The 13,900-nt window shown below is 66.7% G+C and carries 11 protein-coding genes and 1 pseudogene; 9 read left to right on the top strand and 3 right to left on the bottom strand.

All coding sequences use genetic code 11. The features are described 5' to 3' along the window. Positions 1-21: 21 nt before the first annotated feature. Genes JOF57_RS13155 through JOF57_RS13130 form a run of 6 tightly spaced genes read left to right on the top strand, consistent with a single transcriptional unit; the run spans position 22 to position 6,738 of the window. On the top strand, positions 22-780 hold the full coding sequence (locus JOF57_RS13155; RefSeq protein WP_209923327.1) for a GntR family transcriptional regulator: 759 nt from the start codon (positions 22-24) through the stop codon (positions 778-780). After that, on the top strand, positions 777-1,004 hold the full coding sequence (locus tag JOF57_RS13150) for a 4Fe-4S dicluster domain-containing protein (RefSeq protein WP_209917067.1): 228 nt from the start codon (positions 777-779) through the stop codon (positions 1,002-1,004). Before JOF57_RS13155 ends, JOF57_RS13150 begins: the two co-directional genes overlap by 4 nt. Before the next feature lie 10 nt (positions 1,005-1,014). Further along, positions 1,015-2,445: an ABC transporter substrate-binding protein gene (locus JOF57_RS13145; protein ID WP_209917064.1), complete on the top strand. Its 1,431-nt coding sequence runs from the start codon at positions 1,015-1,017 to the stop codon at positions 2,443-2,445. After that, positions 2,442-3,299 carry an ABC transporter permease gene (locus JOF57_RS13140; protein WP_209917062.1) on the top strand — a complete coding sequence of 286 codons (858 nt, stop codon included), beginning with the start codon at positions 2,442-2,444 and terminating at the stop codon, positions 3,297-3,299. Before JOF57_RS13145 ends, JOF57_RS13140 begins: the two co-directional genes overlap by 4 nt. Then, the gene (locus JOF57_RS13135) at positions 3,296-4,045 is read left to right on the top strand and encodes an ABC transporter ATP-binding protein (RefSeq protein ID WP_209917060.1); all 750 of its coding nucleotides are present in this window, start codon (positions 3,296-3,298) and stop codon (positions 4,043-4,045) included. The genes JOF57_RS13140 and JOF57_RS13135 overlap by 4 nt, the downstream gene beginning before the upstream one ends. After that, positions 4,042-6,738, top strand: a complete 2,697-nt coding sequence (locus JOF57_RS13130; RefSeq protein ID WP_209917058.1) for a fumarate reductase/succinate dehydrogenase flavoprotein subunit — start codon at positions 4,042-4,044, stop codon at positions 6,736-6,738. Before JOF57_RS13135 ends, JOF57_RS13130 begins: the two co-directional genes overlap by 4 nt. 19 nt (positions 6,739-6,757) lie before the next feature. Here JOF57_RS13130 and JOF57_RS13125 read toward each other — a convergent pair whose 3' ends face one another. Beyond that, positions 6,758-7,057 carry a hypothetical protein gene (locus JOF57_RS13125; protein ID WP_209917056.1) on the bottom strand — a complete coding sequence of 100 codons (300 nt, stop codon included), beginning with the start codon at positions 7,055-7,057 and terminating at the stop codon, positions 6,758-6,760. Further along, positions 7,054-9,288 (bottom strand): zinc metalloprotease, encoded by a 2,235-nt coding sequence (locus JOF57_RS13120; protein ID WP_209917054.1) that lies wholly within the window; start codon positions 9,286-9,288, stop codon positions 7,054-7,056. Before JOF57_RS13120 ends, JOF57_RS13125 begins: the two co-directional genes overlap by 4 nt. A gap of 184 nt (positions 9,289-9,472) precedes the next feature. Here JOF57_RS13120 and JOF57_RS13115 point away from each other — a divergent pair, with 184 nt between their 5' ends. After that, positions 9,473-12,082 (top strand): helix-turn-helix transcriptional regulator, encoded by a 2,610-nt coding sequence (locus tag JOF57_RS13115; RefSeq protein ID WP_209917052.1) that lies wholly within the window; start codon positions 9,473-9,475, stop codon positions 12,080-12,082. A 54-nt stretch (positions 12,083-12,136) separates the two neighbouring features. Then, a complete protein-coding gene (locus JOF57_RS13110) occupies positions 12,137-12,340 on the top strand; it encodes a hypothetical protein (protein ID WP_209917050.1) in 204 nt (67 codons plus the stop codon). Positions 12,341-12,368: 28 nt separating this feature from the next. Here the strand turns inward: JOF57_RS13110 and JOF57_RS13105 are convergent, their stop codons facing one another. After that, on the bottom strand, positions 12,369-13,571 hold the full coding sequence (locus tag JOF57_RS13105) for a serine hydrolase domain-containing protein (protein WP_209917046.1): 1,203 nt from the start codon (positions 13,569-13,571) through the stop codon (positions 12,369-12,371). A 24-nt stretch (positions 13,572-13,595) separates the two neighbouring features. Between JOF57_RS13105 and JOF57_RS13100 the strand changes: the two are divergent. Then, positions 13,596-13,853 (top strand): annotated as a pseudogene (locus tag JOF57_RS13100) (MFS transporter); the annotation flags it as partial. Positions 13,854-13,900 lie beyond the last annotated feature (47 nt).

Raw genomic sequence — 13,900 nt, 5'->3', positions numbered from 1 at the left:
ATCGCCCCTTACGTTGATGGCGTGTCGTCGCAGCCCGAAGCCCATCCCGCATTCCTGCCGAACCGCCGTGCGCGCGCAGATCAGGCCCGCCAGGTGGCCGACGTATTGCGGCACCAGATCTATGACGGCGCCTACGACGGCGCCCTGCCGGCCGAGGCGGAGCTGGCCGCCGAATTCTTCGTCTCCCGCAACACCATCCGCGAAGCCCTCGCCGTACTCAAGGCCGAGGGCTTGATCGACCGCGGCACCAAGGTGGGTACGCACGTGGCGGCCCGCAAATACGATCACGGACTCGACGCGCTGGTGGGCCTGAGGGAGACCTTCAAGGATTACGGCGACGTGCGTAACGAAGTCCGTGCCGTGCAGCGGCTCTCGGCCCCGCCCGCGGTGGCGCGCAAGCTGGCACTCGAGCCGGGTACACAGGTGGTGTTCATCGAGCGCCTGCGCTATCTCGCCGACCTTCCACTGTCGCTGGATCTGACCTACCTGGCGCCCGCAATCGGGGAACAGGTGATCGGCCACCCGCTGGAGAGCAATGACATATTCGCGCTCATCGAACGGGTCAGTGGGCGGCGTCTAGGCGGAGCGAGCCTTGCCCTGGAAGCGGTTTCGGCCGACCCGCATTCGGCGGCGACGTTGCAGGTGCCGGCCGGATCGGCGCTGCTGATGGCCGAACGGCTGACCAGCCTGGATGACGGCACGCCCGTCGACCTGGAATACATCAGGATGCGTGGTGACCGAATCACCATGCGCGGCAACCTTATTAGGAGAGACGCATGACGCTGGTCAACCAACGCGCCGATGTCCCGGTGACGATCGACGAGTCCCTGTGCATCAAGGGTTGCACATTGTGTGTCGATATTTGCCCGTTGGATTCGCTGGCCATCAATCCCGAGAACGGTAAGGCCTTCATGCACGTCGACGAGTGCTGGTACTGCGGGCCCTGCGCGGCTCGCTGTCCCACCGGAGCCGTCACCGTCAACATGCCCTACCTCATCCGCTAGAGGACCTGAAGTGAAAACAGCCCTGATCGCCCTCACCGCCGGTCTCACGTTCGTGACCGCCGGTTGCTCCCTGGACTCGGCGACGAAAGCGGCCGGCACCGTCGATGTCGTCATCGGCTACCAGTCCAAGACCATCAACACCGTCACCGCCGGAACGCTGTTGCGCGCCCAGGGGTATTTGGAACGCCGACTGGCCGACATCACCACCCGCACCGGCACGAAGTACAACGTGACGTGGCAGGACTACGACACCGGCGCACCGATCACCGCGCAGATGGTCGCCGAGAAGATCGATATCGGTTCGATGGGTGACTACCCGATGCTCATCAACGGGTCCAAGACGCAGGCCAACGAACGCGCCAGGACCGAGATCGTCTCGGTCACCGGGTACAACCCCAAGGGTGCGCTGAACATGGTTGTGGTGGCACCGGATTCGCCGGCCAAGTCGTTGACCGATCTGGCCGGCGAGAAGATCTCGGCCAGCGTCGGTTCGGCGGGCCACGGCATGCTGGTGCAAGCGCTCGGAAAGGCCGGTATCGATGCCAAGACAGGTGTCGAAGTGCTCAACCAGCAGCCGCAGGTGGGCGCATCAGCGCTGGAATCCGGCCAGATTCAGGCGCTTTCACAGTTCGTCGCGTGGCCCGGGCTGTTGGTCCAGCAGGGCAAGGCCAAGCTGCTCTACGACGGGGCCGAGCTGAACTATCCGACGCTGCACGGTGTGGTGGTGCGCCGGGCGTACGCGGCGGACCATCCGGAGGTCCTCGACGCCTTCCTGCAGGCCCAACTGGATGCCACCGACTTTCTCAACACCAAGCCGTTGGAGGCAGCCCGTCTGGTCGCCGACGGTAGCGGGCTGCCGCAGGAGGTGGTCTACCTGTACAACGGGCCGGGCGGCACCTCGTTCGACACCACGCTCAAACCGTCGCTGATCGACGCCCTCAAAGGCGATGTGCCATACCTGAAGTCGATCGACAACTTCGCCGACCTCGAGGTGCCCGGTTTCGTGCAGGACGGGCCGCTGCGCGCGGCGTTCTCCGCGCGCGGCCAGGACTACGACAAGGCGCTGGGTTCCAACACCAACCCGTCGGCGTTGAGCGGCACCGACCCGGTCTGCGGCGGCGCCGTCGACAATCCGGCCACCGCGGGCGAACTCTGGCTCGACGGTTCGGATACCACCACGGTGGCCGCGACGCCGGTCTGCCTGCTCAAGGCGATCCGGCAGGCTGAAGGCGAGGGCAAGAAAGTCCGCGCCGCCTATATCTCCGATGCCGAACTGGGAACCCGGTGGTTCGCCGACAAGGCGGTGTGGGTGCGCTTGCCCGCTCCGGGCACCGAGGGCTACCTGCCGTTCGGAACCCAGGCCGGTGCCGAGCGCTACACCACGGTGCATCCCGGCGCGGCGATCGTCGGCTACCGGCAAGCGCTGGCAGGTGCGGTGTGACCGCCACCGACACCGCTCCGGCCGCGGTCGACGTTCCGGCCGGGCCGGGGGCCGGCCCTATCCGCCGGACGCCCTCGGCCTGGCCTCACCGCCTGGTGCGCCTGGCGTCGGTGGTCAGCGCGATCGTCCTGTGGCAGGTGTTGACCACCAACGACGTGCGGTTCGGTCTGCGGTTCGACACCCTGCCCACCGTCACCGAAATCACTGCGGCCCTGGTGAACCGGCTGGGGACACCGGAGTACTGGTTGGATCTGGGTCAGTCCCTGATTCGGATCCTCACCGGATTCGGTCTCGCCGCGGTGGTTGGCGTGATCACCGGAGTGCTGTTGGGACGCACCGCATGGTTCGCCGATATCTTCGGCCCGCTCACCGAATTGGCCCGGCCGATCCCGGCGATCGCCATCGTGCCGGTGGCGATCCTGTTGTTCCCGAGCGATGAGGCGGGAATCGTGTTCATCACATTCCTGGCGGCCTACTTCCCGATCATGGTCAGCGTCCGGCATGCGGTGCGTGCCCTTCCGACCATCTGGGAGGACTCGGTGCGCACCCTGGGCGGTGGTCGTCTCGACGTGCTGCGCCAGGTGGTGTTGCCCGGCGTCCTGCCCGGACTGTTCGGCGGGCTCTCGGTCGGCATGGGCGTGGCCTGGATCTGCGTGATCTCGGCCGAGATGATCTCGGGCCGACTGGGTGTGGGTTACCGCACCTGGCAGGCGTACACGGTGCTGAACTATCCCGACGTGTTCGTCGGAATCATCACGATCGGTGTGCTCGGTTTCCTCACCGCCGCGGCGGTCGAGGTGATCGGGCGCCGGGCCACCCGCTGGCTCCCGCGCGCAGAGGAGAATGTGCGATGACGACAACATTGACCAGCCGGGGAATGAGGCTGGAAATCGACGGAATCACGTTGTCCTACACCGGTGCTCCGGTGATCGATGATCTGAGCATTACCGTGCAGCCCGGCGAGATCCTGGTGCTCACCGGCCCGTCGGGCTGCGGCAAGTCCACGCTGCTGCGCGCGCTGACCGGACTACTGCGGCCCGACGGCGGCCGGGTACTGGCCGATGGCGAACCCGTCACCACCACCTCACGCGACCGCGGCATGGTGTTCCAGGACAGCGCGTTGCTGCCGTGGCGGACGGTGCGATCGAATGTCGAGCTGGCCCTGCAGTTGCGGGGCGAACCGAAAGCGACCCGGCGTGAACGGGCCGACCGCTGGATCGATGAGGTGGGCCTGTCCGGGTTCGCCGACTTCCTGCCGAAGAATCTCTCCGGCGGTATGCGGCAGCGGGTCCAGCTCGCCCGCGGCCTGGCCGGTGCGCCCCGCGCGGTCATGATGGACGAACCGTTCGCCGCGCTGGACACCCAGACCCGGGCGGCCATGCAGCGGTTGCTGATCGACACTTGGAAGGCCCATCCGACGACGATCGTGTTCGTCACCCACGACGTCGACGAGGCCCTCACCCTCGGTGACCGTGTTGCGGTGCTGGGCCGTGCCGGGGAGCCGTTGCGCGCCCTCATCGAAGTGGGCCGGCCCCGAACCGACCATCCCGAACGATCCGCGCTGCGTGCCGAGATCATCGCCGCCCTGGAGCAACCATGACAGAACTGACTGAACATTCGCACGTCGCCCCGGATATTTCGCAGGCGGTCCGGATCGACTGCGACGTCCTGGTGATCGGCGGCGGCACCGCGGGCACCATGGCCGCGTTGACCGCAGCCGAGAACGGTGCCCAGGTACTGCTGCTCGAGAAGGCGCACGTGCGGCACTCCGGGGCGCTGGCCATGGGGATGGACGGCGTCAACAATGCCGTCATCCCGGGCAAGGCCGAACCTGAGGACTACGTCGCCGAGATCACCCGGGCCAACGACGGAATCGTCAACCAGCGCACCGTCTATCAGACCGCGACCCGTGGATTCGCCATGGTGCAGCGGCTGGAGCGGTACGGGGTGAAGTTCGAGAAGGACGAGCACGGTGAATACGCCGTGCGGCGTGTGCACCGCTCCGGCGCCTACGTGTTGCCGATGCCCGAAGGCAAGGACGTCAAGAAGGCGCTGTACCGGGTGCTGCGCCAGAAATCGATGCGAGAGAAGATCCGGATCGAGAACCGGCTCATGCCGGTGCGCGTGCTCACCGATCAGGGCCGCGCGGTCGGCGCCGCGGCATTCAACACCCGTACAGGCGAATTCGTCACGGTCGCGGCCAAGGCCGTGATCCTGTCCACCGGGGCGTGCGGCCGTCTCGGGCTTCCTGCGTCCGGGTATCTGTACGGAACCTATGAGAACCCCACCAACGCCGGTGACGGGTACGCCATGGCCTACCACGCCGGTGCCGAACTCTCCGGAATCGAGTGCTTCCAGGTCAATCCGCTGATCAAGGACTACAACGGCCCGGCGTGCGCGTACGTGGCCAACCCGTTCGGCGGTTACCAGGTCAATGCGCTGGGGGAGCGGTTCGTCGACTCCGACTACTGGTCGGGCCAGATGATGGCCGAGGTCAAGGAGGAGATCGAATCGGCCCGAGGCCCGATCTACCTCAAGGTCAGCCACCTGCCTGATGAGACGCTGACCACGCTGGAGAACATCCTGCACACCACCGAACGGCCCACCCGGGGCACGTTCCACGCCAACCGTGGGCATGACTACCGCACCCACGACATCGAGATGCACATCTCCGAGATCGGTCTGTGCTCAGGGCATTCCGCCTCGGGTGTGTGGGTGGACGAGCATGCCCGCACCACGGTGCCAGGCCTGTACGCGGCCGGGGACCTGGCGTGCGTCCCGCACAACTACATGATCGGCGCCTTCGTGTACGGGGACCTCGCCGGTGAGCACGCGGCCTCGACGCTGTCGGAGGTGGCGGCGCCGGCCGAACTTCCGGCCGAGCAGGTGGCGCAGGCCCACGAGCTCATCTACCGTCCACTGCGGCATCCGGACGGTCCGCCACAACCACAGGTCGAGTTCAAACTGCGACGGTTCGTCAACGACTATGTGGCACCGCCGAAGACCGCCACCAAGCTGTCGATCGCGGTGCAGACCTTCGAGCGCATGGCAGCCGAGGTCGAGGGCATCGGGGCCCGCACCCCACACGAGTTGATGCGCGCCGCCGAGGTGTCCTTCATCCGTGATTGCGCGGAGATGGCGGCCCGGTCCTCGTTGACCCGGACCGAATCACGTTGGGGCCTCTACCACGAACGTGCCGATCTGCCTCAGCGGGACGATCAGGAGTGGCGTTACCACCTCAACCTCTACAAGGACGTCGACGGCGCCATGCAGTTCGTGAAACGGCCGGTGGCACCGTATTTCGTCGCGGTGCCCGAGCTGGACCACCTTACTTCGCAGGATCCGGTGGCGAGAGTCGAGCAGCCCCATCTGCACGGGGGCAGGGCTCCGGCGGCCGAGCACTCCCGGGTCCGCCCGGAATCCGCGCAGCCGCCGTCACCACGGATCGCTGCGGTCCTGGCCTTGGAGGAGCCCACACTGGACGATCTGAGCACCTTCCTGGCGGATCCGGATGCCGGCGTGCGTCGCACCGCGGTCGCCACCCTCGTCGAGCATCTGCCCGACGGGTACCAGCCCGCACTGGTGGCTGCACTGGCCGATAGTGACGCCGGGGTGCGACGGGAAACCGCCGACGCGGTCCGGGAACTCGTCGAAGTCCTGCCGAATCCGGGCGCCTTCGCCGACCGACTGGCCTCCGCGGACCCGGTGGTCCGTGCAGTGACGGTGTACCTGCTGAGCTCCCGCCGCGTCGGCAGCGCCCAGGCGTACCGAGCCGCGTCGTCCGATCCCGACCACCGGGTACGGATCGAAGCGGTGCGGGCCCTGGTGTCGGTCGACGATCACGCGGGCGTGGCGGCCGCCACCACCGACGGCAACCGGGAAGTGCGGATCGCCGCGGTGGGCGGCCTCGCGACCCTGCGGGCCGGCGCCGCCGCGGTGCGCAAGGCACTCGACGACCCCGACCCGCTGGTGCGGGCGGCAGCCCTGACGTCCCTCGGCGCCGTCGGTTGCGCTGACGATGACCTGGTCAGTGTCGAGAAGGCATTCACCGAACCGGCCTGGCAGATCCGCCAGGGCGCGGCGCGGGCCTTGGCCGGGGCGGCGTCCGCGGTCGCGGTGCCCATTCTGTCGCGGGCGCTGGATGACCAGCACCTCGATGTCCGCAAGGCGGCTGTGCTGAGCCTGAGCCGGTGGGCGGGCTCGGAGTCGACGGCCCGCGAGGCGCTCACCGTGGCGTTGGACGACACCGATGCCGACGTACGCGCCTACGCGCGTCAGGCGCTGACCGACTGAACGGGCCCGCACCCACAGCTCAGACGTATCCGAACTGTTCGGGCTGTTCGCGTACCCGCACCTCGTCGCCCTCGAGATTGAGGCCGATCCAGGTCTCGTGTCTGATGCTCACCTCGTGGCGGGCGATGATGCCGCGATCAGGAAGCCGGACCTCGACGATCGCCGATTCTTCCGGGTCGGGTAGATCAACTTCAACGCCGGCGGCATAGCCCGTCTGCATTCGGGTGGTGGGGCGGCCGTCGTATGCTCGCTTGCCGCCGACGCTGACCTCGACGAGATCGCCGCCCCACCCCTCCTGCAGTTCGATGTGCAGCTTCACGAGTTCCGACGCTTCTGCACCCGCAGGTCCCCGTTGCCGCCGTTGGTTCGCCGGTTCTTCCCAGACCCCGTCGACGCGGCGGCGGCGAGCGCCTTGGCTTTGTCATCGACCGCCTCGACCACGGAAGGCAGAACGCCGCGTTGTCCGAGGATGTCGCCCAACGACTGCTGGATGGCCGCAGCGGGCTGGACTGCGCCACTCGTGGCCAGAGCCTGGTTGATCGCCTCCACGTTGCGGCGGAAGGTGATGTGGCCAAAGGTTTCTGCTGCTTCAAGTGTCGTCACACTGTCTCCGATCAACTTCACCACATCATCGACGCGAGCGGGCCGCTGTTCGACGATGCCGCCCGAATCGGCCACGCGATTCGCCGCCATCGGCGACGCTTCCGGAATCATCAGCATCTTGTAATCCTTTGCGAGCGGTGCCGCGAGAGCCGCCGCGGCATGGATCGCTGCCCGGGTGTGCGGTAACCGCTCGACAGTGTCCCGCAGCACTTCGTTGGCTGAGGCCAGGACTGCCGTACCCGTGAACGACAGCGTGCGGCCCACCTCCTCGGAGAAGAACTCCTGGGCAACGTCTTCCTCGTCCCAGCTTCGGGGTGGTGCGATTCTCAGCTGCAACGGGCTGCTCGTGACCACCGAACCGCCGACGTCGACCGCAACCTGAATCTGATAGACCCCGGGATCAGAAACGTCCCAACCGTTCAGCCCGGCGAAAACCGGTAGCGCTTGGTACATCGATTCGCCCGGTTGTAGGACAGTCATGTTGAGCTCGCGGCACTGCCGTGAGTACGGCATCCATTGGCGGGCCGGCTTACCCTTCTGTTTGAGGATCACCAGGACGTCCTGTGGGTCGACCGCAGTCGAGGGTAGAAGGTTGGGCTGGCTGCCGGTATTCGTAAGCTTGACTTCGAGTATGACGGGCTCAAGAAACTCGAATACCGGCTTGTCCCGATTGGCCCGGACCTCGACGCGATACGTCGACTGGCCATCAAGTTCGGCTTGTTCAAGGCCGTGGTGGTCGAACCAGTCGGCGTTCCCCATCTGAACGAAACGAGAGGGGGCGTGGCGCATGAACAGCAACTCGGGATCGCTGAAACGGAACGGGAAGTCGGCAAAGAACGCCCCCTGACCGCCCTGGACGTTGTACGGGTAATTCATGAACGAACGTGCCTCAGGCTCATTGGAAAGCGGAATCCACGGTGTACCGAGCGCCTTCTGCCAGGAGTGGGCCAAGTTGAAAGCGTGACCCATCTCGTGCACTGCAGTCCAGAACCGCATACGTGCCACCCAGGCATCGGGCGCCGCGTCACCTGCGGGCGGGTTCTTGATGAAAGCTTCGGTGAACATTGCCGTGCCCTGGCGGTGGTTGGGCCCGATATCGTCGAACATGATCCCGCCCAGCGACGTTCCCTGGTCATGCAGCGCTGCCCAGAAGGTCCACATCGACCATTGCGGCGCGTTCTTGAAACGCGACCAGTAGGTCTGCATGGCATCGTGCATCTCGGCATCGCTCCACGTTCCGTTGGCGCCGGCGCCACCGATGGGAACGACACTGTCGCCGCTCGACTTGGTCACGTTGAATCCCGCGCGGGCGAACACATCCTCGATCGACAAGTTCTCCGACGGCAATGACGCCGGCCGGTTCGGGTGCGCATGGGTATCGATGGCATACACCGGGTTGGCGTCAGGCGTGTGGTCGAACTCGAACTCGACAGGATGAAACGCTGACGATGTCCAGCGATAGATCCGAGTGAGGGATCTCTGTCCGCCGCCACTGAAAGTGACCTTTGCCGACCGTTGATCGACAAACGGGCTCTTCACAACGGTGACATCGATATTGGTGTATCCGAAGGCTGCGGCATTGCCATCCTTGAACCAGATCGGACCAGCCCAATGGTTGGCTCCGATCTTCGCCAGCGACGCGACCCAGTGGTAGCGCTCGGTCACGGCGAACGAGGTACCACTCGCGGTCATCTGCGGGTACCGTCGATCGACATCAAGACGTAATTCCTCACGCCGCAACAGAATCGGAGGAAGCGCAACCTCTCGACCGGTTCCTCTCAGGACATCCACGAGTCGCCATGTGTACAGCCCGCTTGCGGCTGGGATGAGCCACGGAGGAATGGGAAGTATCGGGGCTTCGAGCTCGTCAAAGCCTTCGGTGAGATCGCCGTCCGCAAGGTCGATATCGTTGCGGCCGCGATTGGCCGGAATCTCGATGTCAGTCATCTCTACGAACCTCTCCACTCGCGCCAGATCCCCCTTGGATCGACAGATACTCACCGTTCCAGGGCCGGCTCAGAGCTGACGCGCGTACCGCACTACTTCAATTTCGGTTTGGCCCGGAATTCTGGCAGCGTCGAAATTTGTCGTTACCGGTCCTAACGACCGGGTGTCGGCTTAATCTCGATGCGTGCGACTCGCCTGGCCGCTGACGGGGCGGTTGGAGGAGACCCAGCTGATCGACGCCGCGCTGGCCTCCGCCGAACTGTCCGGGATAGTGATCTATGGGGCTGCCGGGGTTGGCAAGAGCCGTATCGCCCGTGAAGCGCTCTCGACCGTGAGCGTCAATGGTCATGAAACCCGTTGGGCGGTAGGGACATCAGCCGCCCGGGCGCTGCCATTGGGGACGTTCGCACGGTGGGTGGGGACCTCGGATGTGGACAGCGCGACACTGGTCGGCCGGGTGATCGACGGTCTCACCGGGACATCCGACGGCCGGCCGGTCTTGGTGTGCATCGATGACGCCCACCTGCTCGACGGGTTGTCAGGCTTCGTGTTGCAGCAGATCGTGCAAGGCGGCGCGGCCAAGCTGCTGCTGACCGTGCGCACCGGTGCACCCGTGCCTGCGGAGGTTCTGACCGCGTGCGACCGCGGCCGGTTCGAGCGGTTGGACCTGCAGCCGTTGTCCCGGGACGAGTCGACCCAACTGCTGACCGCCGCGCTCGGAGGACCGATCGATGGGCAAGCAGCGCAACGATTGTGGCGGCTGGCCCGCGGCAATGTGCTGTACCTGCGCAACATCGTCGAACAGGAAGTCACCCAGGGCCGGCTCGCTTGCGAGGACGGGTGCTGGCGGTGGACCGGAGACCCGGTGATGCCGCCGGGCCTGGTCGAACTGATCGAGAGCCGCATCGGTGCCTTGCCGCCGTCGGTGAGCGAGGTCATCGACGTCCTCGCGGTGGCCGAGCCCATCCAGCTGGAGCGGCTGGCCGCGATCACCGACGCCGATTCGGTGGCTGCGGCCGAAACCCGCGGTCTGATCACGATCGATCCCGCCGACGGAGAGGTCCGGGTCGCCCACCCGCTGTACGCCGAGGTGCGACGCAACCGGGTGCCGGGTTCCCGGCTGCGCCGGTTGCGCGGGCTGGTGGCCACCGCGCTCGCTGACCGGGATGACTGTGATTCCATGCGGGTGGTGGTACGGCGGGCCACGCTGATGCTCGATTCGGATCTGCCGCCCGATCCCGAGTTGTTGACCCGGGCGGCGCAGGGTGCGGTGTGGTTGTCCGATCTGACGCTGGCCGACCGGTTGGCCCGGGGGGCGATCGAGGCCGGTGGCGATGTCGAGGCGAATTTCATTCGGGCCCATGCCCTGTCGTGGCTGAGCCGGGGTGAGGATTCGGATGCGGTGCTCGCCGCCATCGAGACCGCCGACCTCACCGACGACGGGCGGGCCCGGCTGGCCTTCCTGCGCGCCTCCAACATGTTGTGGTCGCTCGGCGACCCAGCCGGCGCCAAGCGGCATGTCGACGATGCGGCGACAACCATCCCGGCGGCCGCCCGGGGCTGCATCGACGCCTTCTACACGGTGTACTGGGCTGCGATGGGCGATCCGGAGCGCGCCGCGACAGCATCCAGCCACCTGGACCTCGAGGCACTGCCTGCCATCGTGGGTGCGGTGACCGCGTGGGCCGTGGGGGCATCGTGCGGTGATGGGGGCCGCGCCGAGGAGGCCGTAATGGCCGCCCGGGTCGGTTACCGCATCACCGACGGTTCCTTCGACGCGGCGCACACGCGGTTCGTCATCGCCGACGCACATATCGGGGCGCTGCTGCTGGCCGGGCGGATCCGTGAGGCGCGTGAGGAAGCCGAGCAGCTCCGCCGGCAGGCCGCCGAGCTACCCGGTGCGGCACAGCTGTTCGGCATGGCGCTGACGGGTCGTGTCGCGGCGGGGGCCGGACAACTCGGCGACGCGGCCGACCTGCTGGATCCGGCGGTCGAGATGATGCGCGCGGCGGGGGAGACGAACGGATTCGCCTATCGCTTCCAGTTGCCCAGGGCCGCAGCACTGGCGATCAGCGGTCTGGCCGACGACACGACGATGGTCGAACTCGACGAATGCCGGCATCCCAGTTGGCATTACCTCGGCTACGAGCACGCCTTGGTGCGGGCCTGGGTCGCGGCGAGCCAAGGGGCGGTGTCGGAGGCCATCGACGTCGCATTGGATGCCGCCCACACCGCCCGCGCCAACGGACAATTGGCGGCCGAAGTGCTGTGCCTGCAGACCGCGGCACAGTTCGGCAACCATTCCGGTACCCAACGGCTCGACGAGCTGACCGGTCTCGTGGAGGGGCCGCGGGTCCGGGCCGCTGCCCTGCTGTGCCGAGCCCTGGGCCGCGAAGACGGCGACGGGTTGGCAACGGCATCAACACAATTCGAGGTATTCGGCGATATGGTGGCGGCGGCCGACGCCGCCGCCCGGGCGGCGGTGGCGTATCGACGCAAGGACATGCGCGGGTCGGCCCTGGCGGCGGCTACGCGGGCCACCGCACTGGCCGAAGCCTGCGGTGGCGCGGTCACGCCGGCGTTGCTCGCCGCCGCCGAACGTCTGCCGTTGACCGACCGGGAACGCGAGATCGCGATGCTGATCGGCGCCGGGTTGTCCAGCCGGGCCATCGCCGACCGGTTGCGCCTCTCGGTTCGCACCGTCGAAGGACACATCTACCGCGCCATGGCGAAAACCGGCGTGTCTACCAGGGCCGAACTGATCGCGCTGCTACCTCGACGGCGCCGCCGCTGATTCGGGTAGTGGGATACTCGCTCTGGTTCGGCCGAACCGTCTCATCCTGGATCGATGGCCGACGAGGGCGACTGTCACGAACGGGCGCTGCGGCAGCTGCCGTTGCCGTACTCCCTGGCACTGCGGTTGCGTGACGCCGGCGTGACGCGCGAGTGGGTGTGCGAGTACCTCGGTGTCGAGGAATCCGCGCTCGATGGCATCTACCGGATCGCCGAAGCCAAATTGGCCGCGGCACTGGGTTCAACCGCGAAATCCTGAGTCGCCGGCACTGTCTCGGCCGGCAGGACTACAGATCCAGCGCCTGATACGTGCGCCGGACGAATCGGGGTTGTGCCATCTGAAGTTTCGCGGTCGAGGTGTTGCCGCTGACAGCGGCCGCGTCCACCGAGAGATTCGGATGGTTCTGGACCAGATAGATGAGGATCAGATCCGCCGACGGGTCGGCCTGCCACCAGGTGCCGTAGGCGCCGGGCCAACTGAATGCGCCCAATCCGCCGGGGCCGAACAACTGGCGTGACTTCGCCGGGTCGGTCACCACCGACAGGTTCAGGCCGAAGCCCCGGCCGACCCAGAACGGTGCCCCGAGGAACGGGTGCTGCTTCTGTTCGGCGGTGAGTCGGTCGGTACGCATCACCCGTACCGACTCCTCGGACAGCACGCGTACCCCGTCGACCGTGCCGCCGGCCAACAACATCCTGGCGAACCTCAAATAGTCGTCGGCGGTGGAGAACAACCCTGCCCCGCCTGTGCAGAACGGGGGATCGGTGATCGGCGCCGGCCCCATCACATCGTGGGTCAAGGTGTTGTCGGCGGTGAGTTTGTACATCGTCGCCGCCCGTCGCCGGCCGGCCGCATCGACCGAGAACCCCGTGTCGACCATGCCCAGCGGCTCGAAGATCCGTTCGGACAGCACCTGTGCCAGCGGCTTGCCCTCGATCCGGGACAGTGCGATCCCCAGTACATCGGTGGAGTGGCTGTAGGTGAGGCGTTCACCCGGCTGATGGGCCAACGGTAGTGTGGCCACCTCGCCGAGCCAGCGGTCCTGATCCTGGCGCAGCGACAGCTTGCCGTAGGCCGATGCCAGCGGGCCCAGGACCGAGAACACATAGGCCAGGCCGCTGCGATGGGTCATCAGGTCATCGAATGTGATTGGCCGCCGTGCGGGCTCGGTGCGGTCCAATGGGCCGCGGGCCTCGCGCAACACCCGCATGTCGGCCAGTTCCGGCAGCCATTTCGTCACCGGTTCGTTCAGTGCGAACTTGCCCTCCTCGGCCAGCATCATCGCCGCGGCCACCGTGACGGGCTTCGTCATGGAGGCGATCCGGAAGATGGTGTCGGGCTGCATCGGCAGCCCTGCGTCGACGTCGCGGTGGCCCAGGGCATTGACCTGGAGGATCCGGCCCGCCTGCCACACGAGGGTCACCGCTCCGGCCAGCAGGCCGGCGTCGATGGCCTCACGGATGGACGATTGATTGCCGTCGAGGTTCACCCGCGTCACGTTAGCGGGCGACTGCCGATCGCCTCGTTCCTGCCTGAGATCTTCGCCACCCGTTACCGCTATACCGGCGCCGGCCTCTCGTTCAATCTGGCCGGCATCGTGGGCGGGGCGATTCCGCCGCTGGTCGCCGGAGTTCTGGTGGCCACGCTGGGTAGCTGGGCTGTTGGGGCGATGATGGCGGCTTTCGTCGTCGTCAGCATCCTCTCGACCGTGCTTTTGCCCGAGACAAAGGGAACCGAATTGGACGCCGTCATGAGCGACTCTGCGAGGTGACCGAGGCGGGCCGCAGGTGTGCGGCCTGCTAAGCTGCCCTGCAGTTC

It is taken from the genome of Mycolicibacterium lutetiense (genome assembly GCF_017876775.1).
GTDB lineage: Bacteria > Actinomycetota > Actinomycetes > Mycobacteriales > Mycobacteriaceae > Mycobacterium > Mycobacterium lutetiense.
This window is presented reverse-complemented; position numbering and strand designations above follow the sequence as displayed.

Bases quoted from the DNA above. Each gene is read 5' to 3' on its own strand.
- JOF57_RS13110 (WP_209917050.1), top strand. From the start codon at position 12,137: ATGGCCGACGAGGGCGACTGTCACGAACGGGCGCTGCGGCAGCTGCCG.
- JOF57_RS13130 (WP_209917058.1), top strand. From the start codon at position 4,042: ATGACAGAACTGACTGAACATTCGCACGTCGCCCCGGATATTTCGCAG.
- JOF57_RS13120 (WP_209917054.1), bottom strand. From the start codon at position 9,288: ATGACTGACATCGAGATTCCGGCCAATCGCGGCCGCAACGATATCGAC.
- JOF57_RS13135 (WP_209917060.1), top strand. From the start codon at position 3,296: ATGACGACAACATTGACCAGCCGGGGAATGAGGCTGGAAATCGACGGA.
- JOF57_RS13150 (WP_209917067.1), top strand. From the start codon at position 777: ATGACGCTGGTCAACCAACGCGCCGATGTCCCGGTGACGATCGACGAG.